The organism is Kribbella albertanoniae, from assembly GCF_004348455.1.
Classification (GTDB): Bacteria; Actinomycetota; Actinomycetes; order Propionibacteriales; family Kribbellaceae; genus Kribbella; species Kribbella albertanoniae.
Window position 1 is genome coordinate 1 of sequence record NZ_SMKA01000070.1, and the last position, 22,098, is coordinate 22,098.

Consider the following 22,098-nt stretch of genomic DNA (forward strand, 5'->3'; position numbering starts at 1 on the left):
CCGCCGTACAGACCGGCCGCACCACCACCGCCGTACGAGACCCGGCGCATCGCCACCGCCGAACGAGACCCGGCGCATCACCACCGCCATACAGAGCCGGCGCACCGCCACCACCACTGCCGCCGTACAGACCGGCAATGGGGACGGATATCCCCCGAAGTGGTCCCTTCTCCGTTCATATGACGAGGGGAGAAGGGGCAATCTGAAGGGAGGGGATCCGTTGAAAGTGCCGGATGGAGTGGCTGGGCTCAGGGTGGGGCGCGGGTGCGGTGGGAAGGGCGGGTGTTCATGTTTGGGATGTGGACCGGACCACCGCGTGACAGGTCTTGTGGGTAGCGTTCGGGGTGTCATGACTGAACAGCCTGAGGTTGAGATGCATTCGCACGATCGTCCGACGCTGCTGGTGACGTTGACCGGTACGGACCGGCCGGGGCTGACGTCTGCCGTGCTGTCGACGCTGGCCACGCGGGGGCTCGAGGTCATCGACGCGGAGCAGGTCGTGCTGCGAGGGCGGCTGATCCTCGGTGTGCTGCTGTCGGCACCGCGTGATCACAAGAACCTGAAGGAAGAGCTCAAGCTGCTCGCCGCCGCTCTCGACATCGACATCTCGGTGAAGAAGGGTGTCGGCGACAACGAACCCCGGCGCAAGGGCCGCAGCCAGGTGACCGTGATCGGGCATCCGCTGTCGGCGGTCGGGCTCGCGGCGATCGCCGGGCGGATCGCGGACACCGGGGCGAACATCGACCGGATCAGCCGGATGGCGCGGTACCCGGTGACGGCGATGGAGATTGCGGTGTCGGGTGCGGAGCCGGAGACGCTGCGGACGGTGCTGGCGCAGGAAGGTGTTCGCCAGGGGCTGGACGTCGCCGTACAGGATGGTGGGTTGTACCGGCGGGCCAAGCGGCTGATCGTGATGGACGTCGACTCCACGCTGATCCAGGGCGAGGTGATCGAGATGCTCGCCGGGCACGCCGGCCGGCTGGAGGAAGTTGCCCGGGTCACCGATCAGGCGATGCGGGGCGAGCTGGACTTCGCCGAGTCGCTCGAGCATCGGGTCAAGGCGCTGGCCGGGTTGCCGGCGTCCGCGCTTGATGACGTGTACGACGCGATCCAGTTCGCACCGGGTGCGCGCACGCTCGTGCGGACGCTGAAGCGGCTCGGGTACCAGTTCGCGATCGTGAGCGGTGGGTTCAGCCAGATCACCGACAAGCTCGCCGCCGAGCTCGGCATCGACTACGCGAAGGCGAACGAGCTGGAGATCGTCGACGGCAAACTCACCGGCCGCGTGATCGGCGAGATCGTCGACCGCGCCGGCAAGGCCGTCGCCCTGCGCCAGTTCGCCGAGCGCTCGAACACGCCGCTCTCGCAGACGGTCGCGATCGGCGACGGCGCCAACGACCTAGACATGCTCGCCGCCGCCGGCCTCGGCGTCGCCTTCAACGCCAAACCAGTAGTCCAGGCCGCCGCCGACACCCACGTCAGCGTCCCCTACCTCGACACGATCCTCTACCTCCTCGGCATCAGCCGCGAAGAAGTAGAAACCGCCGACGCCGACCAACCCGCCTGACCCACCACCCCGCCGTACGGCGACCTTGAGCACCCACCAACCACGATCGCCGTCGCAGCACGGTCGAACCGTGCACAAGGTCGCGCCACGCGGCACCTTGGGCACCCATCGACCACGATCGGCGCCGCTGAGTGGTCGAAGCGTGCACAAGGCTGACAATCGGGCGGGCCGGTTTCCGGCCGGACGCGTCGACGCTCGCGTACGACGGCGACGTACTGGTCGGTGTGGTGATCGCGCTCGACGGCGACGAGGGGTACGTCGAACAGCTCGCGGTCGGCGTGGACCACCGGAACCGGGGAATCGCGCGGGCGATGCTGGACCGGACCGCCGCGGAGTTCCACCGGCTGGGCCGGACCAAGCTGACTCTCTGGACGCACTCCGGGACCGGTGCGCTCGCGATGTACGAACACCTCGGTCTCAGCGTTCGGCGCAGCACGACTGTTCATCGGCTCATGCTCTGAACTGTTGACAGCGACCGTGAGAGCGCTCACATTTGGCTCAACTTGTTGGCCTCAACCCGCCCCGGAGGTCGCCGTGCGCTCCCGCCGTCTTTTCACCGCATCACTCGCCGCCCCACTCCTCATCGCCGCGTCGCTGACTGTCGTCGCGCAGGCAAGTGCGCCACCGCCACCGGCTGGGTGGTCGACCGTCTGGGTTGACGACTTCAACGGGCCGGCGAACACGCTGCCGTCCGGTGCGAACTGGATCATCGACACCGGCCATGGCTATCCCGGTGGCCCCGCGAACTGGGGTACCGGCGAAGTCCAGAACTACACGAACAGCACCAACAACATCGGCCTCGACGGCGCCGGCAACCTGCGGATCACCCCGCGTCGCGACGGTGCCGGCAACTGGACGTCGGCCCGGATCGAGACCCAGCGCAGCAACTTCAAGCCGCCGGCCGGCGGGGTGCTCGCGATGGAGAGCCGCATCCAGATGCCGAACGTCACCGGCAACGCCGCACTCGGCTACTGGCCGGCGTTCTGGGCGCTGGGGTCGCCGTACCGGGGCAACTACTGGAACTGGCCGGGTATCGGCGAGTTCGACATCATGGAGAACGTCAACGGGATCAACTCGGTCTGGGGCGTGCTGCACTGCGGCGTGAACCCCGGCGGCCCGTGCAACGAGACCAGCGGCCTCGGCGCTAGCCGCGCCTGCCCGGGCTCGACCTGTCAGTCCGGGTTCCACACCTACCGCTTCGAGTGGGACACAAGCATCTCGCCGCAGCAACTGCGTTGGTACGTCGATGGCCAGCAGTACCACTCGATCAGCCAGAGCCAGCTCCCAGCAGACACCTGGTCGAACATGACCTCGCATGCCGGCTACTTCATCCTGCTGAACCTGGCGATCGGCGGGGCGTTCCCGGATGCACTCAACGGCCCGACCCCACGCGCCGAGACGGTGCCCGACCGCCCAATGGTCGTCGACTACGTCGCTGTGACGCAGAAGGGCGGCGGTACGACGCCTCCGCCGACCTCTCCCCCGCCAGGTGGCGGCGGTAGCGCGTACAGCACCATTCAGGCCGAGTCCGCCCAGCAGCAGAGCGGCACCGGCGTCGAGACCACCACCGACACCGGCGGCGGCCAGAACCTGATGCAGGTCGGCAACGGCGACTGGGCGCTCTACCGAGGCATCGACTTCGGCAGCACCCCGGCCCGCCAGTTCACCGGCCGAGTGGCCTCCGGCGTCGGCGGCGGGGCCAGCGGCTTGGTCGAAGTCCGCCTGGACAGTCGCAGTAACGCACCGATCGGCACCTTCGCGATCGGCAATACCGGCGGCTGGCAGTCCTGGCGCTCGGTCCCGACCAACATCTCGTCCGTCACCGGCGTCCACGACGTCTACCTGACCTTCACCAGCGGCCAGCCGGCCGACTTCGTGAACGTCAACTGGTTCATCTTCGGTCACTGACATGGGTACGGCGAAACTTCTCGCCGCTGGAGTGGTGCTGGTCGGTGTGGCCGCCGTGATGGTGGTCCACCACCAGCCCACCAGCCAGGCGCATGTCGACCACTCGCAGCACGGTCAGGCACCGAGTACGGCCGAGGCAGCGGCCATGATGGCCGCCCAAGAAGCACCGGTTCGCGGCTCGGAGTTCCGGGCCGAGTGCCGCAGCAGTCACCGAGCCGGTGACGATCCGATCGTGTTCCCCGGCCAGTCCGGCGGGTCACACATCCACGAGTTCTTCGGCAACACCACTACCAACGCCCACTCCACGCTGCAGTCGCTGCGGCTCGGTGGCACGAACTGCGATCCGGTGTCGGACAAATCGGCGTACTGGACTCCGACGCTGTACCAGAACGGCGTACCGGTTGCGCCTGAGCGAGTGACCATCTACTACCAGGGCATCACCGACCGCACCAACGCGCAGGCCTATCCACAAGGTCTGCGGTACGTGATCGGGAATGCGCTCGCGACCAGTCCGGAGCAGAACCCGGCCGCCCGGTGGTCCTGTGTCGGCCAGAGCCAGTCCAGCCGGGACTTCCTGGTCTGTCCGCCCGGTACGAAGCTGGAGAACTACCTGGACTTCCCGACCTGCTGGGACGGGGTCCGGCTCGATTCACCGAACCACAAGGATCACATGGCGTTTCCAGCCGGTACGACGTGTCCGTCCACCCATCCGGTCGTCGTACCGCGGCTGGAGTTCCTGATCACCTACCCGGTCAACGGCACCGGACTGAGCCTGGCCGGCACCCGGAACGGGACGAATGTCACCACCGCCCCCGGCTACACGTTCCACGGCGACTTCCTGAACGTCTGGGACCCGGCCGAGCTCCAGCGGCGCGTGGACAACTGCATCCGGGCCGGCTACGTCTGCGGGACGGACGGCCAGCCGATTCAGCAATAGGCCCATCCAGCAATAAGACCGGATTGCGGTCTCCCGGGGGCCGAGCACTTATCCTTCGGCTATGTCAGAACAGTTGGGTGGGGTGAACAGTGGGCCGGGGGCCCTGTTCGCCATTGGTGGTGCCGAGGACAAGCTGAAGAAGCGCACGGTGCTGCAGGAGTTCGTCGAGGCTGCCGGTGGGTCGAAGGCGCGGATCGTGGTGGTGCCCACCGCGTCGGCGCTCGGGCAGGATGTCGTCGACGTTTACCACGCGCTGTTCGCGGCTCTCGGTGCCCAGAGTGTCGTCGGGGTCCGCCCGGAGAGCCGGGAGGACGCCGACGACCCCGCGTTCATCGCTCCGGTGCATGACGCTACCGGGATCTTCATGACCGGTGGCAACCAACTGAAGCTCGCGGGTGTTGTCACCGGTACGGCGTTCGGCCGGGCCGTCACCGCGGCTCACGCGCGCGGGGCGGCCGTGGGAGGCACGTCTGCGGGTGCGAGCATCCTGGCCGAGCACATGATCGCCTTCGGCCGGTCCGGCGCGACACCGCGACAGCGGATGAGCCAGCTGTCGAACGGACTGGGTCTGGTGCAGGGCGCGATCGTCGACCAGCACTTCGCCCAGCGGAACCGGTACGGGCGGCTGCTGTCGCTGGTTGCCCAGTCCCCCGGGCTGCTCGGGATCGGGGTGGACGAGGACACGGCTGCCGTCGTACGGGGGACTCATCTTGAGGTGGTCGGCCGTGGCGCGGTGACGATCTTCGACGGGAGCCGGATCACCTCGAACGCACACAACGCGAGCCGGTCCGAGCCGCTGCTCGCGTCGGGCGTCGTACTGCATGTGCTGCCGGCAACGGCAACGTTCGACCTGCAGGCCCGGGTGTTGTTGTCCTACGGGCCGCAGCCGCCGGCCGAGGAGATCGCCGGGCTGGAGGCCGCCGAGGCGGACCTGCGGAAGCTGGCGAAGGAGATCGCGGCCGAGGGCGTTTCACCCAAGTACTACGCGGATCGCAAGAAGCGGGCCGGGCGGCGTACTGCCAAGACCGCGCGGTCGTCGGCCGCCGGGGAGTCCAGACCGGAGGCGACCGAGCCGTTCACGGCCGGCGCCGACCTCGACTCCCCCGACAGTCAGCGACGAGACACAGGAACCTCATGACGGAAAGCACCGAAATCCACGGCACGCCCAGCCCCGACCTGAAGATCATCGAGACGCGGGTTTACCGCGGGCCGAACGTGTGGAGTTACGAGCCGGCCATTCATCTGGTCGTCGACCTGGGCTCGCTGGAGAGCTTTCCGTCGAACACGATTCCCGGGTTCACCGAGCAGCTCCTCGAGCACTTGCCCCGGCTCGACCAGCACCACTGCTCGCGCGGCCGGCGCGGCGGTTTCATCGAGCGGCTGAACGAGGGCACCTGGCTCGGCCACATCGCCGAGCACGTCGCCCTGCAACTGCAGCAGGAGGCCGGCCACGACATGCGGCGCGGCAAGACCCGCCAGGTCAAGGGCCACCCGGGGCGCTACAACATCGTCTACGCGTACGCCGACGAGGCCGTGGGACTGGCCGCCGGTGAGCTCGCCGTACGGTTCGTCAACCAGCTTGTTCAACCGGATCCTGAGTTCGACTTCACCGGCGAGCTGGAGAAGTTCATCAAGCAGGCGGAGCGTACGGCGTTCGGTCCGTCCACGCAGGCGATCGTCGACGAGGCTGTCTCCCGCGACATCCCGTGGATCCGGCTGAACAAGGCCAGCCTGGTCCAGCTCGGTCAGGGTGTGCACGCGAAGCGCATCCGGGCCACCATGACCTCCGAGACCGGATCGATCGCGGTCGACGTTGCCAGCGACAAGGATCTGACCACCCGGCTGCTTGCCTCGGCCGGTCTTCCGGTGCCGCGCTCGGAGTCGATCCGCACAGTCGACGAAGCCGTCTCGATCGCCAACAAGCTCGGCTACCCGGTCGTGTGCAAGCCGCTCGACGGCAACCACGGCCGCGGCGTCTGCCTGAACCTGCAGAACGCCGACGACGTCCGTGAGGCCTTCCCGATCGCGGCCGAGCAGTCCCGCCGTGGCTGGGTGATCGTGGAGAACATGGTGGTCGGCAAGGACTACCGGTGCCTGATCATCAACGGCCGGATGGAGGCGATCGCCGAGCGCGTCCCCGCGCATGTGGTCGGCGACGGCGTGCACACGGTGGCCGAGCTGGTCGACATCACCAACGCCGATCCGCGCCGTGGTGTCGGGCACGAGAAGATCCTGACCCGGATCACCGTGAACGCGGCCGCTCGGGAGCTGGTGCGCAGCCAGGGGTTCGAGCTGGACGACGTACCGCCGGAGGAAGTGATGGTGAAGCTCACGCTCACCGGCAACATGTCCACCGGCGGGATCTCCATCGACCGGACCTGGGAGGCACACCCGGAGAACGTCGAGATCGCCGAGGAGGCGGCCCGGATGATCGGGCTCGACATCGCCGGGATCGACTTCATCTGCCCCGACATCACCCAGCCGGTGCGCGAGACCGGCGGCGCGATCTGCGAGGTCAACGCCGCCCCGGGCTTCCGGATGCACACGAATCCGACCATCGGCGAACCGCAGTACATCGCCAAACCGGTCGTCGACATGCTGTTCCCGCCGGGTGCGACCAGCCGGATCCCGATCGTCGCCGTGACCGGCACGAACGGCAAGACCACCACCTCGCGGATGATCAGCCACGTCTTCAAGGGCATGGGCCGCAAGGTCGGTATGACGTCGACCGACGGCATCGTGATCGACGAGCGGCTGGTGATCCGGTCGGATGCGTCCGGGCCGAAGTCCGCCCGGATGGTGCTGCAGAACCCGCGCGTCGACTTCGCCGTGTTCGAGGTCGCGCGCGGTGGCATCCTGCGTGAGGGTCTCGGCTACGAGCGGAACGACATCGCCGTCGTACTGAATGTGCAGCCCGATCACCTCGGGCTCCGCGGGATCGACACGCTGGAGCAGTTGGCCGATGTGAAGGGCGTGCTGGTCGAGGCCGTGCCCCGGACCGGGTACGCCGTACTGAACGCCGATGACCCGCTGGTTCGCAAGATGCGGCGCAAGTGTTCCGGACAGGTCGTGTGGTTCAGCATGGCCGAGCCGGGCAGCGAGGTCCGCGAGTACATCGAGGGTCACTGCCGGCGGGGTGGTCGTGCCGTGGTGCTCGAGCGCTCCGACCTCGGTGACATGATCGTGGTCAAGCACGGCCGCCGTTCGATGCAGCTCGCCTGGACACACTTGCTCCCGGCAACGTTCGGTGGGCGCGCGATGATGAACGTGCAGAACGGGATGGCCGCCGCGGCTGCCGCGTTCGCGGCCGGTGCGCCGCTGCACGACATCCGGCAAGGTCTGCGGACGTTCAACACGTCGTACTACCTGTCCCCCGGCCGGCTGAACGAGATCGATGTCGACGGCCGCACGGTCATCGTCGACTACTGCCACAACGCGCCCGCGATGCGGATGCTCGGTGACTTCGTCGACCGGCTGGGCGAGAGCCTGATCGCGTCGTCCGAGCTCGGCCGACCGTCACGGATCGGTGTGATCGCAACCGCGGGCGACCGGCGGGACGAGGACATCCATGAGCTCGGGCAGATCGCGGCCCAGCACTTCGACGTTGTCATCGTCCGTGAGGACGCGCGCCTGCGCGGCCGCAAGCGTGGCGAGCTGGCCTCGCTGATCGAGGCCGGGGTCCGGAGCGCGATGGACACCGGGGCCCGGTGCCGTCAGGTCGAGATCGTCATCGACGAGCTGACTGCGATCCGGCACGCGCTCGCCCGGTCGAACCGCGGTGACCTGGTCGTCCTGTGTGTCGATCAGCACCAGACGGTTCTGGCCGAGCTGGAGTCCGTGTCGCACCTGGCCCAGGCCGGTGCGCGCTCGGGCGACGAGGGCGGCGACCCCGACTTCGTGAAGCCCGAAGAGACCGAGGACCCCTCAGACGCCTAGTGGGAACCCCAGTAAAGCCGTCGCGCCGACAACTCTTCGGGTACGCCGGAGCAGCCGCCGCAGGTGCTGCCGTCACCGGCGCCGCTACCGTTGCCCTCGACAAGCAACCTCCTCCCGCCAGCCGGCTCATCTCCCCGTACGGCGACCGTCAGCCGGGCGTCGCGGCGAGCTCTCCTCGGCACGGGGAGTTGGTGGCGTTCAACCTCAAGCCTGGTACCGATAAGGCCGCGCTTGGGCGGTTGATGAGGTTATGGTCGGCGAATGTTGTTGCGTTGGGCAACGGACAACCGGCACCCGGGGACACGGCTCCGGAGTTGGCGACTGCGAACACGGCACTGACCACGACGGTTGGTTTCGGGGCCCGGGTGTTCGAGCTGGCAGGCAACAAACCGGCCGCCCCGGACGACCTGCCGGTGATGCGGCACGACCGTTTGCAGGACGAGTGGTCGGGTGGTGACCTGCTGATCCTCGTCGGCGCGGATGACGAGCTGAGCGTCGTGCACGCCGTACGGCGGTTCGTCGCGGACGCGAAGCCGTTCGCGGTGCCGGCGTGGCGGCAGACCGGCTTCTGGAACAGCACCGGCCCGGACGGGAAGCCGGTCACCGGGCGGAACCTGTTCGGTCAGGTCGACGGCACCGGCAACCCGGCCGTCGGGACACCCGAGTTCGACGCGACCGTCTGGGCAGCCGACGGCAGCACGACCCTCGTCGTACGGCGCATCAAACTCAACCTCGACACCTGGGACGAACGCACCCGCTCGGAACAAGAACGCGCCATCGGCCGCAAACTCAGCACCGGCGCACCACTCACCGGCACCGCCGAACACGACGAACTCGACCTCGAAGCCCGCGACGCCGAAGGCCGCCCCGTCATCGCAGCCAACGCCCATGCGCGCCTCTCCCACCACTCCGAGAACGACGGCCGCCGCATCTTCCGCAAAGGCCTCAACTACGTCCACGACTCCGGTACGACGCGTGAGTCCGGCCTGATCTTCCTCAGCTACCAGGCCGATATCGCCGGCCAGTTCCTCCCGCTGCTGGCCCGCCTGGACGCAGCCGACGCCCTGAACGAGTGGACCACGACCATCGGCTCCGCCGTGTTCGCGATTCCGCCCGGCTTCCAGCCCGGCGGCTGGCTGGGGCAAAAAGTTCTCGGCTGACCTGTCACCCTGCGACGCTCGCCACAGCGTTCTAGGTGGTGAGGAGGCGATGCCGATGAGAGACCGTCCCACGGAGGCGGACTTCGACGACTTCGTACGAGCGCGCTGGAGTGCGACCGCCCGGCTGGCGTACGCACTGACCTTGGACCACCAACGGGCCGAGGATCTGGCGCAGGAGTCGTTCACCAAGCTGTGGTTCCACTGGGGCAAGGCCAGCACCGGCAGCCCGGAGGCCTACCTGCGCCGAGTCGTGACCACGACGTTCCTGTCCACCCGGCGGCGTCGCTGGTTCGGTGAACACCCGACCGAGACACCACCCGAGGTCGCGGTCGCCGCGGCCACCGGTCAGATCGACGAGCGGCTCGCACTCCGCCGCGCGATGGCGCGACTCAGCCCACGGCAACGCGCTGCCGTCTACCTCCGGTACGCCGAGGACCTGTCCGAACGCAGTGTCGCCGACCTGCTCGGCTGCTCGGTCGGCTCGGTCAAACAACACACGCGCCGCGGCCTGGACGCCCTGCGCGCCGAACTCGACTTCACGTCACCCGATGAGCTGGCCATCCTGGCCGGGAGGGGAATCGCATGACCCACGACCTCACCGACAAGTTCGCTGTACTGACCGACGACCGCCCGGAACCCCTCGACCCCGCCGCCCTCGTCCGCACCGGCATCACGCGCCGCCGCCGGCGCCGTCGTACCGGGGCTGCGCTGGTGGGCACCGCCGCGGTCACCGCGATCGCACTCACCGCGACGCCGATCGCCGGGGCGCTGCTGACGACCGATGCGCCAGTCAGCGCACCGGCCTCCAGTCAGCGGCTGCCGGACCCGTGGATGGACAAGCCGGTCCCGGGGGCGAAGGGCATGTACTACCTGTACCAGGGAAAGATCGGCAACCGCCCCTGGGGAGTCGCTGCTGTCGAAGGCGGCTGCGTGGTGATGATCCCCACACCCTCGTGGAGCAGTACCAAGGAGCCCAGACCGATCTATTCGCTGGAAAGCGCCTTCGTGGACAAGAAGCGACCCTGCGGGAAGGACCGCGGCCTGGACGACTTCGCCGGCGCCGTCGGGATCCTCGGGAAGACCAAGGCCGACAAGGACACCACCTCCGTCTTCGCGGGCGTCACCTCGGCCGACACGCGCAAGGTCCGCATCCGGGTCGGCAAGTGGAACTTCACGGTGGATACGATCGCGACCCCCGCGAGCAACAGCAAGCGCTTCTTCGTTCTCACTCTCCCCCGCCAGTTCACAGCGGACTGGTCGTTCACACCGGTTCGTTAGTGCGGCGCGAGAACAGGCGGCGCTTCGGCTCGTCGCGGTCGATCCAGTCGAGGTCGTCACCCAGTACGGCGTCGTTCGTCCGGTCGGCGAACGGGTCGGGTGGCGGCGGGACCGGGGGCAGCGCGCGGAGCTTCAGCGCGACCATGGGGATCGCGAGCAGGACGGCCACCACGAGCCAGGCGCCGTACTCCCGCAGGATCGGCTCGAACGAGTTGAAGAAGGCGTCCATCGCCGCGTCCACGGTCGGGTTGAACGCCTGACCGCTGGGCGCGCGGTCGATCGCCTGGATCGCGGCGACCACTCCGAACGAGGCGAGGTAGGTCGCGGTCAGCGGCAGCCAGAAGTACGCCGAACGCCACCCGCGCAACCAGCAGGCGACGTACAGAAGTAGTGCCAGACCGACGCCGACGAGGAGTCCGTTCAGCTGCCAGAGCCAGCGGAAGTCAGTCAGGTGGCCTGCCGGACGCAGCGCGTACCAGGCGATCGGCAGGGCGAGCGCGAACGCGGCGATCACCGAACTTCTGGTGCCCAGGGCACCGAGTAGGCCGCCGAGAGCGCTTGCCACCAGCAACGAGATCAGCAGCTCCCGTTCCTGCCAGGGATTGCCGGTCAGCCACCAGGCGCCGGTGGCAACGATCAGGACCAGCGGCAGCGTCGCGCGGACGCGGGCGACCAGCAGACCGGCCAGCACTCCCCCGGCGAATCCGCCCAGCAGCAACAGATCCAGCCGCGGCGGCACGAACATCGTCGTACCGCCCGGCAGGCCCTTCAGGTAGACGGCGGAGAAGCCACCCACGAACCAGGCGACAACAGCAGCCGGGATCGACCACAGGTAGCGCATCCTCATCCCCGTCCCGCCCCAACCGAGGGCGGTGGGGCTAGTGGTGGGCTCTCTCGACCTTCGACTTCAGATCTTCCGCTGTGTCGACGGTAGCTCCCTCGGACCGCAACCAGCCGTCAAGACTCGCCCGATCCTGCAGAGACATCACCGCGACCACGTCACCCGGCTGGGCCTGAGCGACCAGCGCCTGCGCCGCCTCGAGCTCGGTCGGGTACGCCGGTACGTCGTCGACGCCGACCGATGCGGCTCCCTCGCGGAACACCGCCTCCAGCTCGGACGGCGGCCGCCCACGCAGGTACTCGCTCTTGTGCCCGATCGCGACCCGATCGGCACCACGCGCACCGATCGCGCCCAGCGCGGAGACCATGTCGTCGGCGCGGTCACCCGGCGAACCGAGCGCGAGCAGCAACCGCCCGCCCTCGTGCCGAACGCCGTTCATGATCTCGAGCAGGGCTTCCAGGCCGGCCTCGTTGTGCGCAAGGTCGATCACCACGGTGAAGCCGCGCAGCGAGTACATGTTCATCCGGCCGGGGTTGTTCTCGTTCGGCGAGAACGAACTCAGTCCCTCGATCACCGCGGCGCGCGGCAGCCCGAGCCCGAGCGCTGCCGACGCGGCAGCCAGCGCGTTCTCCACGTTGTAGTGCGACAAGCCGGACAACGTCATCGGTACGTCGACGACCTTCAGCAGCGGTTCCGGATCGGACGCCTGGTCGAGGACTGTGATGAAGCCGTCGAGGACGGTGGTCGCGCGGCCGCCTTCGTCGAGTGCGGCGCGGATCGACGGCGAGTCGGGATCCCGCGAGAACACCCAGCACTTGGCCGGCGAGCCGAGCCGCATCGCGAACGTACGCGGATCGTCACCGTTCACCACGCACCAGCCGCGCGGGCGGGTGATGTGGGTGATGACCGCCTTCACCTCGGCGAGCTGGTCGACCGTGTCGATCCCGCCCAGGCCGAGGTGGTCCGCGGTGACGTTGGTGACGACGGAGACGTCGTTCGAGGCGACGCCGACACCGCGGCGCAGGATGCCGCCGCGGGCAGTCTCGGTGACGGCCAGCTGGATCCCCGGCTGGGACAGCACCTGCCCGGCGCCGCTCGGGCCGGAGAAGTCGCCGTACTTGACCAATTCGCCGTCGAAGTAGACGCCGTCGGTGCTCGACCAGCCGACGTGCAGCCCGGCCGCGCGCCCGATGTGGGCGATCATCCGGGAGGTCGTGGTCTTGCCGTTGGTCCCGGTGACCGCGACGACCGGCACCTTCGGCCGGATGGTCGGCGGCACGTTACCGGGCGGCTCGTTGTGCACCCGCTCGCCGACGGTCGCCATCAGCTCGGGCAGATGGTCGGCGCCGAACGCGTCCAGCACCTCGACGATCGCCGCCGCGAGCGCCCGCGCGCGCTGCTCGTGCGCCCACGGGAACGCGACCACGAGCCGGTGGTTGTCCGACTCCGGCCGGACCCGGACACCGATCCGGCCGATCCCGGCCTCGCGGGCGATCCGCCGTACGACATGGCCTGTCACCCGGATCGCGAACCGCTGCCGGAAGCCGGAGCCGATCCGCCCCGGCCGGGTGGTGCCCAGACCGACGGCCTGGCCGTACGCCTTCGCGGCCGGCGCCGGGGCGTCCACCAGCGCGGTCACGTCGAGCGTGAGCTTGACCGCCGCGCGGCTGAAGTACAGGTTGGCGCCGTCCAGGACACGGAGCTCAACCAAAGAGGTCGTGGGCACTACGCTCCCATCGCGTGGTAGCCGCCGTCGACGTGGATGATCTCGCCGGTGGTGGAGGGGAAGAAGTCACTGAGCAGGGCAACGATGGTCTTGCCGGTGGGCTCCAGGTCGGTCGGGTCCCAGCCGAGCGGGGCGCGCTCCAGCCAGGGCTCCTCGAACTTCTCGAAGCCCGGAATCGCCTTGGCAGCCAGCGTCTTGAGCGGGCCGGCCGAGACGAGGTTGCAGCGGATGCCCTGCGCGCCGAGGTCGCGGGCCAGGTACCGACTCGTTGACTCCAGCGCAGCCTTGGCCACGCCCATCCAGTCGTAGCCCGGCCAGGCCACGGTCGCGTCGAACGTCATACCGACGACGCTGCTGCCGCGCGGCATCAGCGGTGCGCAGGTGGTCGCAAGCGACTTCAGGCTGTACGCCGAGACGTGCACAGCCTGCGCGACGTCCTCCCACGGCCCCTCGAGGAACTTGCCGCCGAGGATCGTCTCCGGGTTCCCGTAGGCGATCGAGTGCACGACGCCGTCGAGACCGTCGACATGCTCCCGTACGGCGTCCGGCAGCGCGGCCAGGTGCTCCGCGTTCGTCACGTCGAGCTCGAGCACCGGCGGTTCGACCGGAAGGCGTTTCGCGATCCGCTTGGTGATGCTGAGCGCCCGGCCGAAGTTCGAGATCAGCACGGTGGCGCCCTGTTCCTGCGCCACCTTGGCCGTCGCGAAACCGATCGAGGAGTCCAGCGTGACCCCGGCGACCAGGATCCGCTTGCCGTCGAGGATGCCCACCGGCTCCCCCCTTCTGAGAATGTGTTGGTCTAGTTGCCCATGCCGATGCCGCCGTCGACCGGGATCACCGCTCCGGTGATGTACCCGGCCTCCTCGGAGGCGAGCCAGCGGACCGCGTGCGCGATCTCCTCGGTCAGGCCGAACCGGCCGAGCGGGATCTGGCCGAGGTACTGCTTCACAGTGTCTTCGGGCAGTACGGCGGTCATGTCGGTCTCGACGAATCCCGGTGCGACCACGTTGGCGGTGATCCCGCGGCTGCCGAGCTCGCGCGCGATCGACCGGGCCATCCCGACCAGACCGGACTTGCTGGCCGCGTAGTTCACCTGCCCGGCCGAGCCGAGCAGGCCGACCACCGAGGAGATGAAGACGATCCGGCCCTTGCGCAGCCGCAGCATGCCCTTCGCGGCCCGCCGGGCGACCCGGAACGAACCGGTCAGGTTGGTGTCGATGACCGAGTCCCAGTCGTCGTCGGACATCCGCAGCAGCAGGGTGTCGCGGGTGATTCCGGCGTTGGCCACCAGCACCTCGACCGGCCCGTGCGCGTCCTGGATGGTCTCGAACGCCGCGTCGACCTGCTCCTGGTCGGTGATGTCGCACTTCACACCCAGGAAGCCGTCCGGCGGTGGACTGCTGTTGTAGGTCACCGCAACCTGGTCACCGGCGTCCTTGAACGCAGTCGCGATCGCCAGCCCGATCCCCCGGTTGCCACCGGTCACCAACACAGACCTGCCCACAAGAACTCCTCACCCGTTGCCAGTCGTAGCCGAACGCTATCCTCAGGAGTCTTCGAGCCGGAAACCGACCTTCAATCCGACCTGGTAGTGGTCGATCTGGTTGTCGACGATGTGGCCGCGGATCTGGGTCACCTCGAACCAGTCCAGGTGCCGCAGGGTCTCACCGGCCCGGGTGACGGCGTTCGTGATCGCCTCGTTCACCCCCACCTTCGACGTACCGACGATCTCCGTGACTCTGTAAGTCCGATCCGTCATCAGGCTTCCTTCCGTAGCGGCGTACCGTGGTTGTTGGTGAGGAGGATAGATGTCCAAACGTCGTGAACGGTCCGGCGAAACGGTCATTTCGGTGACGAGTGCGCAGCCCGGCCGTTCCGAGGACCTCGACAGCCGCATCATCCGGTACGCCGCGATGATGGGACTGCGGGTGGCGTGTTTCGTGCTGGCCGTGTTCACTCCGTCGCCGTGGCGCTGGATGTTCGTCGTCGGCGCGGTGTTCCTGCCGTACTTCGCGGTGGTGCTGGCCAACGTCGCGAAGACCGCGACCCAGGACAGCGGCACGCCGTATGTGCCTCCGGAACGGCCTTCGTTGGAGGCCTCACCGGGCCCGGTGATCAAGGCCGAACCGGACCCCGAACCGGTGCGACAGACCGACACCGAAAAGTGATCTGTGCCGGGACTGGAAAGTTCGCCGGGTTCCGTGTCAGAATCTCCCGCGTGCGCTGAAGTTCACTGTTGGAATTCAGCCTGTTGATGCGGCGTCGGACGGCTCCCCCCGTGGCTGTCCGACGTCGCTTCATTTATGACCGGGGTGGTGGGGTGGGGAAAGCTACGAGCACAGCGGCCCGATATTTACCCCAGGCTTTTGATTATTGAGGAATCAGGAATGGCAATGCCCGAGATCTGCTCGTCCAAGGGGTGTGGCAACGCTGCCACCTGGGCGGTGCTGTGGAACAACCCGAAGATCCACACGCCGGACCGGCGCAAGACCTGGCTGGCCTGTGACGAGCACAAGGCGACCTTGTCGGACTTCCTCGACCGTCGCGGATTTCTTCGCGACGTAGAACCATTCACCGGTTCGGACGCTTAGCGAAAAAACCGATTTCCGCTTTCAGCCACCGATGGCGGACATCGGGCGCGCGGGTTGCAGGAACGACGGATCGTTGATGCCGTGGCCGGGGAGTTTCTTCCACATCGCCCGCCGCCAGCGATCTGCGAGTTCCGCATCATCGGCACCGGCGCGCATTGCCGAGCGCAGATCGGATTCGGTCCGGGCGAACAAGCAGTCGCGCACCTGACCGTCGGCGGTCAGCCGGACCCGGTCGCAGTCACCACAGAACGGCCGCGTCACGGACGCGATGATCCCGACCGTCTGCGCACCGCCACGCACGCTGAAGATCTCGGCCGGCGCACTCCCCCGGGCTGCGGCATCGGTCGGCTCGAGGCCGAACTGCTCACCGAGCCGCTCGAGGATCTCGTCCGCGGTCACCATCGTGGCCCGATCCCACCCGTGCTGCGCGTCCAGCGGCATCTGCTCGATGAACCGCAGCTCGTAGCCGTGCTCCAGGCAGAACTCCAGCAACTCCGGAGCGTGGGTGTCGTTGATCCCCCGCATCAGTACGGCGTTCACCTTGACCGGCGAGAGTCCGGCCTCCTGGGCCGCCGCCATCCCGGCCAGCACGTCCTTCAGACGGTCCCGCCGGGTCAGCTCGACGAAAGTGTCGGGCCGAATGGTGTCGAGACTCACATTCACCCGATCGAGCCCGGCTTCCTTGAGCGCGACCGCCTGCCGGGCCAACCCGATCCCGTTGGTCGTCAGCGATACCTCAGGCCGTGGCTCGAGCGCCGTCGTACGGGCGACGATGCCGACCAGGCCGCGGCGCAGCAACGGCTCGCCACCGGTGAAGCGGATCTCGTGGACGCCCAGCTGGGTGACCGCGATCCCCACCAGGCGCACGATCTCGTCGTCGGTGAGCAACTCGGGCTTGGCCAGCCAGTCGAGGCCCTCTTCCGGCATGCAGTAGGTGCAGCGCAGATTGCAACGGTCCGTGAGCGAGACGCGCAGATCCGTGGCGATCCGGCCATAGGTATCTGCCAGACCTACCTGCGTCACCTCTTCGGTCGCCGTCACGAAGCCCAGACTACGTGCCGCCGCCGCCTGCGGCTCAATACCTTCCCCACCCCACCACCCCGAACTACAGGCCATGGCTTAAGTTCGAGACGTGCGTCGATTGATGAACGTCCGGTGGCTCGGCGCCGCGCTGACGATCCTGGTCCTGGCCACGGTCTGCATTCAGCTCGGCCGCTGGCAACTGCATCGACTGCACGACCGGGAGGTCCGCAACGGCGTCACCACGTCGAACCTGGCCGCTCCACCGGCGCCGATCGACCAGATCGTCGGCCCGCAGGGCGTGGTCGGCGACCAGCACGCGTGGCGGACCGCGGTCGTGACCGGCCACTTCGACGCGAGCAAGCAGATAGTCCTGCGCTATCGGAACGTGAACGACCGGCCCGGATTCGAAATCATCACCCCGCTGGTTCTGCCGAGCGGGAAGGCGGTTCTGATCGACCGGGGCTTCCTGGCCCGGCAAGGCGCCGAACTCGCGCCGGGCAAGGTGCCCGCCGTACCGGCAGGCGAGGTGACGATCACCGGCCGGCTGCAGCGCAGTGAGCGCGGCGGAAGCACCAACGGCGGTACGCCGGACAACGGGACCGCGCGCCTGATCAACGGGCCGGCGTACGCCAAGGCTCTTGGTCTGGACCTGTACGACGGCTACCTGATGGTGGACAGCCAGGTGCCGGCCAACGATCCGGCGTTCGGCAAGTTCCCCGGGCCCGAGATCGACAGCGGACCGCACTTCTTCTACGCGCTGCAGTGGTTCCTGTTCGCGATCCTCGCGGTCGGTGGGCTGATCTACTTCACCCGCCGCCCGGCCACCGACGCGGCCGGCGAGGTTGTTGCCGAGCGCAACGAAGTTCCGGAACCCGCGGCCCCTCGGGACTGACAAACGAACGCTTGCCATCGGCCCCGAACTGTCGAGGTGCGGAGGTTGCTGCCGTGAGGCAGGATGGTGCCGTGGACCTTGGACTGCGCGACCGCATCTACATCGTCACCGGTGCCAGCACCGGCCTCGGCTTCGCCACCGCGAAGGCCCTGGCCGCGGACGGCGCCCGGCTCGTCATCTCCAGCCGGAGCGAGGAGAACATCACCCGGGCCGCCGCCGAGCTCGGCGAGAACGTGGTCGGTATCCCCGTCGACAACGCCGACCCCGAAAGCGCCGAGCGGCTGGCCGCCACCGCGATCGCGAAGTGGGGTGCCCTGCACGGCGCCCTGATCAGCGTCGGTGGCCCGAAGCCCGGCACCGCGCTGGATTCCGACGAGGCCGACTGGCAGGCCGCCTTCAACAGCGTCTTCCTCGGTGGTCTGCGGATCGCGAAGTCGGTCGCCCGGGCCGGCTCGGACGGTACGTCGATCGCCTTCGTGCTGTCCTCGTCCGTCAAGTCCCCGATCCCCGGCCTGGCCATCTCGAACGGCCTGCGCCCCGGCCTCGCGATGGTCGCCAAGACCCTCGCCGACGAGCTCGGGCCGAACGGCGTCCGCGTCAACGGCCTGCTCCCCGGCCGGATCGCCACCGACCGGCTCAAGGAGCTGGACGGCAAGGGCGGCGACCCCGAGGTCGCCCGCCGCAGCGCCGAGCGCACCATCCCACTCCGCCGGTACGGCGACCCTGACGAGTTCGGCCGGGTAGCAGCCTTCGTCCTCTCCCCCGCCGCCTCCTACCTGACCGGTGCGATCATCCCGATCGACGGCGGCGCACTCCGTACGTTCTGAAGGACGAGATCTTCACAGTCTTTCTTGGTAATTACTCGCATAGATCACAGAGGCGCTGTTATCTTCTAACAACCTCATTCGCCCCCTTGGGAGGAACTGACCTATGCGACGAACCACGATCCGGACCGTCGGCGTGCTGCTTGGCACATTGGCGTTGGTGGTCACCACGACGGGCGTCGCGAACGCTGCGTCGTTCAGCTACGGCGCCTACGAGGGCGGCGGCTGGGGGTACTGGCAGCAGGACCCGGGCGCCGACCCGCGGCCGTTCCAGGGCGGGACCGCCCCGGGTGACGCGATCGCCGCGTGCGACATGGAGGCGGACGGGTGGGGTATCGAGGTCCGGCTGGACATCGGCCGTAACGGCAGCATCGACCGCAAGGTCAGCACCCGCGGTCACGCCGCCGAGTACTGCTCGGGCTGGGCCAGCGGCGACATCACCCCCGAGGGAACCCCGGTCCGGGTCTGGGTCGTGAAGGTCAACGGCACCACCGACTACCACCCGGTGTACAAGGACGGCACCGCCTAATCGTCCTTCGGGCGGTCCCGGTCCTTGGAGGGTTGGACGCGCTTGGGCTCGCCGGGCATCTTCGGATACTCCGGCGGGTACGGCAGGTCGGCCTCGCCGTGGTCGCGCTCGTGCTTGGCCGACAACTCCAGCAGCGAGTCGAGTGAGAAGGCCTGCTCGCCGACGGCGGCGTGCAGGTCGCCGACCTCGGCGAACCGGGCCGGCATCGTGAGCACATCGAAGTCGTCCGGTACGACGTCCTCCAGCTCCTCCCACCGCAGTGGCGCCGACACCCGGGCGCGCGCATTCGGCCGGACCGAGTACGCCGAGGCGATGGTCCGGTCCCGGGCCATCTGGTTGTAGTCGATGAAGATGCGCTCGCCGCGCTCCTCCTTCCACCAGTTCACCGTGACCTGGTCGGGGAGCCGCTTGGACAGCTCACGCCCGAGCGCGATCACCGCGCGCCGCGCCTGGATGAAGTCCCAGCGGGGCTCGATCGGCACGTAGACGTGCAGGCCGCGGCCGCCTGAGGTCTTCGGGAAGCCCTCCAGGCCGTGCTCGGCGAGCAACTCACGCAGCGCAGGCGCCACCGCGACCGCGCTCTTGAAGTCCGTCCCCGGCTGAGGGTCGAGGTCGATCCGGAGCTGGTCCGGGTTGTCGACGTTCGGCCGGCGGACCGGCCAGGGGTGGAACGTCAGCGTGCCCAGGTTCGCCGCCCAGGCGACCACGGCCAGCTCGGTCGGGCAGACCTCGTCGGCGGGCCGGCCGCTGGGGAACTTGATGGTTGCGGTCTCCACCCACTCGGGCGCGCCCTTGGCCACCCGCTTCTGGTAGAACGCGTCACCGCGGTTGTCGGCCCGAGTGGACAGCTTCGCGCCCTCGAACCAGCCGCCCGGCCAGCGCTCCAGCGTGGTCGGCCGGTCCCGGAGCGCGCCCAGGATGCCGTCGCCGACCGCGACGAAGTAGTTCACGATATCGAGTTTGGTCAGCCCGCGATCCGCGAAGTACGGCTTGTCCGGGTTGCTCACCCGCACCTGCCGACCGCCGATCTCGAGCTCGATTGCCTTGGTCGCCGCCATGCGGTGACGCTACCGCCCGGCACGGACAAACGTTGGGAAAACTGCGGAAAGGCAAGTTTTCGCAAACCCTGGCCACGTCCGGTAACTGGGCGGTAACGTTCACGCACTTCGTTCCTGGGGCGTGAGGCCCCCGGGACGCTTCTCGAAGGAGCGCGAGGATGAACAGATCCGCCCTGTTCGCCGCTGCCACCGCAGTTGCGACCACTACCGCCCTCGGGCTGACCTCGGCCACCACCGCCACCGGTGCGCCCACGGCAGCCCCCGTCCCCAGTCCTGCGGCTGCCGTCGCCCGGGCCAAAGCAGCCATCGGCGACAACCTCGCCGGACTCAAGGCCACCACCGCCGACGCGTTCGCCGTACGGGACGTGATCGTCGACAAGAGTGGCGCCACCCACGTCCGGATGGACCGCAGCATCGGCGGCCTGAAGGTTCTCGGCGGCGACGTCGTGGTCCACCAGGACGACGAAGGTGCCTGGCAGGGCGCCAGCGTGACGCTGACCAAGAGTGCGAACGTCGACCGGACGCCGAAGGTCAGCATCGCGACGGCGACCGGCAAGGCCCTCGCCAAGGGCCAGAAGGCCGAAGGCAAGCCCGCCCTGGTGATCGAGGCGCGCAAGGGTGCGCCGCGGCTGGCCTACCTGGTCACCACGACCGGCACCCAGGCCGACGGCACGCCGAGCCACATCACCACCACGATCGACGCCTTGACCGGCGCCAAGCTGGTCAGCGAGCAGCACATCGAGACCGCGACCGGTGACGGCCAGAGCCTGTACTCCGGCGTCGTGCCGATCGACAGCACCCCGGCCACCGGCGGCTTCACGCTGACCGACCCGGTGCGTGGCAACGGAGCGACCGGGGACGCGGGCAACAAGACCGAGTCGATCCTGTGCCAGCTGTTCGGCTTCGGCTGCATCGTCCCGACGAAGTTCAACGACGCGGACAACCACTGGGGCAACGGCACCAACGCCGACCGCGCCAGCGCCGCCGTCGACGCGCACTACGGCGCCGCGACGACGTTCGACTACTACAAGAACACCCACGGCCGGAACGGCATCTTCAACAACGGCAAGGGCGTCCCGAGCCGCGTGCACTACGGCACGAACTACGTCAACGCCTTCTGGGACGGCAAGCAGATGACGTACGGCGACGGCGACGGCGTGGTGGCCGGACCGCTGGTGTCGATCGACGTGGCCGGTCACGAGATGTCCCACGGCGTCACCTCGGCGACCGCGAACCTCACCTACTCCGGTGAGTCCGGCGGCCTGAACGAGGCCACCAGCGACATCTTCGGCGCACTGGTGGAGTTCTACTCCAACAACGCCGCAGACCCGGGTGACTACTACATCGGCGAAGAGATCATGAAGGACCGCCCGGCGCTGCGCTTCATGGACAAGCCGAGCAAGGACGGCAAGTCCGTCGACTGCTGGTCGTCCGGTGTCGGCAACCTCGACGTGCACTACTCGTCCGGTGTGGCGAACCACTTCGCCTACCTGCTGGCCGAAGGCACGGGCCCCAAGACCTTCGCCGGTCTGGCCCACGACTCGACCACCTGCAACAACACCACGCTGCAGGGCATCGGCCGGGACAAGGTCGGCAAGATCTGGTACCGCGCGCTGACCGTCTACATGACCACCAGCACCAAGTACGCCCAGGCCCGGACCGCCACGCTCAACGCGGCGACCGACCTGTACGGCGCCAGCAGCCCCGAGCGGGCCGCCGTCGCCGCCGCCTGGTCCGGAGTGAGCGTCAACTAACAGACGGTGAGTTCGCCGGTCCTGTCCCACTGGGGCGGGCAGGACCGGCGAATGATCCCCCCTGCGGATCGGCA

The 22,098-nt window shown here is 68.4% G+C and carries 22 protein-coding genes; 15 read left to right on the forward strand and 7 right to left on the reverse strand.

Annotated features, from left to right (window positions below; all coding sequences use genetic code 11):
* Positions 1-349 precede the first annotated feature (349 nt).
* The 9 genes from serB to E1261_RS17485 all read left to right on the forward strand — a co-directional run bounded on the left by serB (position 350) and on the right by E1261_RS17485 (position 10,786).
* Positions 350-1,567: a phosphoserine phosphatase SerB gene (gene serB / locus E1261_RS17445; protein WP_132407923.1), complete on the forward strand. Its 1,218-nt coding sequence runs from the start codon at positions 350-352 to the stop codon at positions 1,565-1,567.
* A 131-nt stretch (positions 1,568-1,698) separates the two neighbouring features.
* The gene (locus E1261_RS17450) at positions 1,699-2,028 is read left to right on the forward strand and encodes a GNAT family N-acetyltransferase (protein ID WP_132407924.1); all 330 of its coding nucleotides are present in this window, start codon (positions 1,699-1,701) and stop codon (positions 2,026-2,028) included.
* A gap of 73 nt (positions 2,029-2,101) precedes the next feature.
* Entirely contained in the window at positions 2,102-3,475 is a 1,374-nt protein-coding gene (locus E1261_RS17455; RefSeq protein WP_132407925.1) for a glycoside hydrolase family 16 protein, read from the forward strand.
* A 1-nt stretch (position 3,476) separates the two neighbouring features.
* The gene (locus E1261_RS17460; protein ID WP_132407926.1) at positions 3,477-4,412 is read left to right on the forward strand and encodes a DUF1996 domain-containing protein; all 936 of its coding nucleotides are present in this window, start codon (positions 3,477-3,479) and stop codon (positions 4,410-4,412) included.
* 61 nt (positions 4,413-4,473) lie between these two features.
* Positions 4,474-5,550 (forward strand): cyanophycinase, encoded by a 1,077-nt coding sequence (locus E1261_RS17465; protein ID WP_132407927.1) that lies wholly within the window; start codon positions 4,474-4,476, stop codon positions 5,548-5,550.
* Positions 5,547-8,348, forward strand: coding sequence for a cyanophycin synthetase (gene cphA / locus E1261_RS17470; protein ID WP_132407928.1), 2,802 nt, complete (start codon positions 5,547-5,549; stop codon positions 8,346-8,348). The genes E1261_RS17465 and cphA overlap by 4 nt, the downstream gene beginning before the upstream one ends.
* Entirely contained in the window at positions 8,348-9,508 is a 1,161-nt protein-coding gene (locus E1261_RS17475; protein WP_132407929.1) for a Dyp-type peroxidase, read from the forward strand. The genes cphA and E1261_RS17475 overlap by 1 nt, the downstream gene beginning before the upstream one ends.
* Positions 9,509-9,563: 55 nt before the next feature.
* Positions 9,564-10,094, forward strand: coding sequence for a SigE family RNA polymerase sigma factor (locus tag E1261_RS17480; RefSeq protein ID WP_132407930.1), 531 nt, complete (start codon positions 9,564-9,566; stop codon positions 10,092-10,094).
* On the forward strand, positions 10,091-10,786 hold the full coding sequence (locus E1261_RS17485) for a hypothetical protein (RefSeq protein WP_132407931.1): 696 nt from the start codon (positions 10,091-10,093) through the stop codon (positions 10,784-10,786). Before E1261_RS17480 ends, E1261_RS17485 begins: the two co-directional genes overlap by 4 nt.
* Here the strand turns inward: E1261_RS17485 and E1261_RS17490 are convergent.
* From E1261_RS17490 to E1261_RS17510, 5 genes are read right to left on the reverse strand one after another with little or no spacing between them, the layout of a single operon-like run.
* Complete coding sequence (locus E1261_RS17490; protein ID WP_238176274.1) at positions 10,770-11,633, reverse strand: hypothetical protein; 864 nt, start codon at positions 11,631-11,633, stop codon at positions 10,770-10,772. The genes E1261_RS17485 and E1261_RS17490 overlap by 17 nt on opposite strands.
* A gap of 31 nt (positions 11,634-11,664) precedes the next feature.
* Positions 11,665-13,353, reverse strand: coding sequence for a Mur ligase family protein (locus E1261_RS17495; protein WP_132407933.1), 1,689 nt, complete (start codon positions 13,351-13,353; stop codon positions 11,665-11,667).
* Complete coding sequence (fabI, locus tag E1261_RS17500) at positions 13,353-14,123, reverse strand: enoyl-ACP reductase FabI (RefSeq protein ID WP_132407934.1); 771 nt, start codon at positions 14,121-14,123, stop codon at positions 13,353-13,355. The genes E1261_RS17495 and fabI overlap by 1 nt, the downstream gene beginning before the upstream one ends.
* 29 nt (positions 14,124-14,152) lie before the next feature.
* Entirely contained in the window at positions 14,153-14,857 is a 705-nt protein-coding gene (gene fabG, locus E1261_RS17505) for a 3-oxoacyl-[acyl-carrier-protein] reductase (protein WP_132407935.1), read from the reverse strand.
* A 42-nt stretch (positions 14,858-14,899) separates the two neighbouring features.
* Complete coding sequence (locus E1261_RS17510) at positions 14,900-15,112, reverse strand: dodecin (protein ID WP_132407936.1); 213 nt, start codon at positions 15,110-15,112, stop codon at positions 14,900-14,902.
* 49 nt (positions 15,113-15,161) lie between these two features.
* Here E1261_RS17510 and E1261_RS17515 point away from each other — a divergent pair, with 49 nt between their 5' ends.
* Positions 15,162-15,521, forward strand: coding sequence for a DUF3099 domain-containing protein (locus E1261_RS17515; protein ID WP_132407937.1), 360 nt, complete (start codon positions 15,162-15,164; stop codon positions 15,519-15,521).
* A gap of 219 nt (positions 15,522-15,740) precedes the next feature.
* Positions 15,741-15,944 (forward strand): hypothetical protein, encoded by a 204-nt coding sequence (locus E1261_RS17520; protein WP_132407938.1) that lies wholly within the window; start codon positions 15,741-15,743, stop codon positions 15,942-15,944.
* 21 nt (positions 15,945-15,965) lie between these two features.
* Here E1261_RS17520 and moaA read toward each other — a convergent pair whose 3' ends face one another.
* Positions 15,966-16,985 (reverse strand): GTP 3',8-cyclase MoaA, encoded by a 1,020-nt coding sequence (gene moaA / locus E1261_RS17525; RefSeq protein ID WP_238176275.1) that lies wholly within the window; start codon positions 16,983-16,985, stop codon positions 15,966-15,968.
* A 91-nt stretch (positions 16,986-17,076) separates the two neighbouring features.
* Between moaA and E1261_RS17530 the strand changes: the two genes are divergently transcribed.
* The 3 genes from E1261_RS17530 to E1261_RS17540 all read left to right on the forward strand — a co-directional run bounded on the left by E1261_RS17530 (position 17,077) and on the right by E1261_RS17540 (position 19,212).
* A complete protein-coding gene (locus tag E1261_RS17530) occupies positions 17,077-17,859 on the forward strand; it encodes an SURF1 family cytochrome oxidase biogenesis protein (protein WP_238176276.1) in 783 nt (260 codons plus the stop codon).
* Positions 17,860-17,930: 71 nt separating this feature from the next.
* Positions 17,931-18,686: an SDR family oxidoreductase gene (locus tag E1261_RS17535; RefSeq protein WP_132407940.1), complete on the forward strand. Its 756-nt coding sequence runs from the start codon at positions 17,931-17,933 to the stop codon at positions 18,684-18,686.
* A gap of 103 nt (positions 18,687-18,789) precedes the next feature.
* The gene (locus tag E1261_RS17540; RefSeq protein ID WP_132407941.1) at positions 18,790-19,212 is read left to right on the forward strand and encodes a hypothetical protein; all 423 of its coding nucleotides are present in this window, start codon (positions 18,790-18,792) and stop codon (positions 19,210-19,212) included.
* On the opposite strand, the gene ligD is transcribed toward E1261_RS17540, so the two are convergent.
* Positions 19,209-20,270 carry a non-homologous end-joining DNA ligase gene (ligD, locus tag E1261_RS17545; protein WP_132407942.1) on the reverse strand — a complete coding sequence of 354 codons (1,062 nt, stop codon included), beginning with the start codon at positions 20,268-20,270 and terminating at the stop codon, positions 19,209-19,211. The genes E1261_RS17540 and ligD overlap by 4 nt on opposite strands.
* Before the next feature lie 158 nt (positions 20,271-20,428).
* Here ligD and E1261_RS17550 point away from each other — a divergent pair, with 158 nt between their 5' ends.
* Entirely contained in the window at positions 20,429-22,024 is a 1,596-nt protein-coding gene (locus E1261_RS17550) for a M4 family metallopeptidase (protein ID WP_132407943.1), read from the forward strand.
* The last annotated feature ends 74 nt before the right edge of the window (positions 22,025-22,098 follow it).

What these genes read in the sequence shown, in the direction of transcription:
- serB (WP_132407923.1), top strand. Translation starts at nt 350, where the DNA reads ATGACTGAACAGCCTGAGGTTGAGATGCATTCGCACGATCGTCCGACG.
- E1261_RS17460 (WP_132407926.1), top strand. Translation starts at nt 3,477, where the DNA reads ATGGGTACGGCGAAACTTCTCGCCGCTGGAGTGGTGCTGGTCGGTGTG.
- E1261_RS17465 (WP_132407927.1), top strand. Translation starts at nt 4,474, where the DNA reads ATGTCAGAACAGTTGGGTGGGGTGAACAGTGGGCCGGGGGCCCTGTTC.
- cphA (WP_132407928.1), top strand. Translation starts at nt 5,547, where the DNA reads ATGACGGAAAGCACCGAAATCCACGGCACGCCCAGCCCCGACCTGAAG.
- E1261_RS17480 (WP_132407930.1), top strand. Translation starts at nt 9,564, where the DNA reads ATGAGAGACCGTCCCACGGAGGCGGACTTCGACGACTTCGTACGAGCG.
- E1261_RS17485 (WP_132407931.1), top strand. Translation starts at nt 10,091, where the DNA reads ATGACCCACGACCTCACCGACAAGTTCGCTGTACTGACCGACGACCGC.
- E1261_RS17490 (WP_238176274.1), bottom strand. Translation starts at nt 11,633, where the DNA reads ATGAGGATGCGCTACCTGTGGTCGATCCCGGCTGCTGTTGTCGCCTGG.
- E1261_RS17510 (WP_132407936.1), bottom strand. Translation starts at nt 15,112, where the DNA reads ATGACGGATCGGACTTACAGAGTCACGGAGATCGTCGGTACGTCGAAG.
- E1261_RS17515 (WP_132407937.1), top strand. Translation starts at nt 15,162, where the DNA reads ATGTCCAAACGTCGTGAACGGTCCGGCGAAACGGTCATTTCGGTGACG.
- E1261_RS17520 (WP_132407938.1), top strand. Translation starts at nt 15,741, where the DNA reads ATGGCAATGCCCGAGATCTGCTCGTCCAAGGGGTGTGGCAACGCTGCC.
- E1261_RS17540 (WP_132407941.1), top strand. Translation starts at nt 18,790, where the DNA reads ATGCGACGAACCACGATCCGGACCGTCGGCGTGCTGCTTGGCACATTG.
- ligD (WP_132407942.1), bottom strand. Translation starts at nt 20,270, where the DNA reads ATGGCGGCGACCAAGGCAATCGAGCTCGAGATCGGCGGTCGGCAGGTG.
- E1261_RS17550 (WP_132407943.1), top strand. Translation starts at nt 20,429, where the DNA reads ATGAACAGATCCGCCCTGTTCGCCGCTGCCACCGCAGTTGCGACCACT.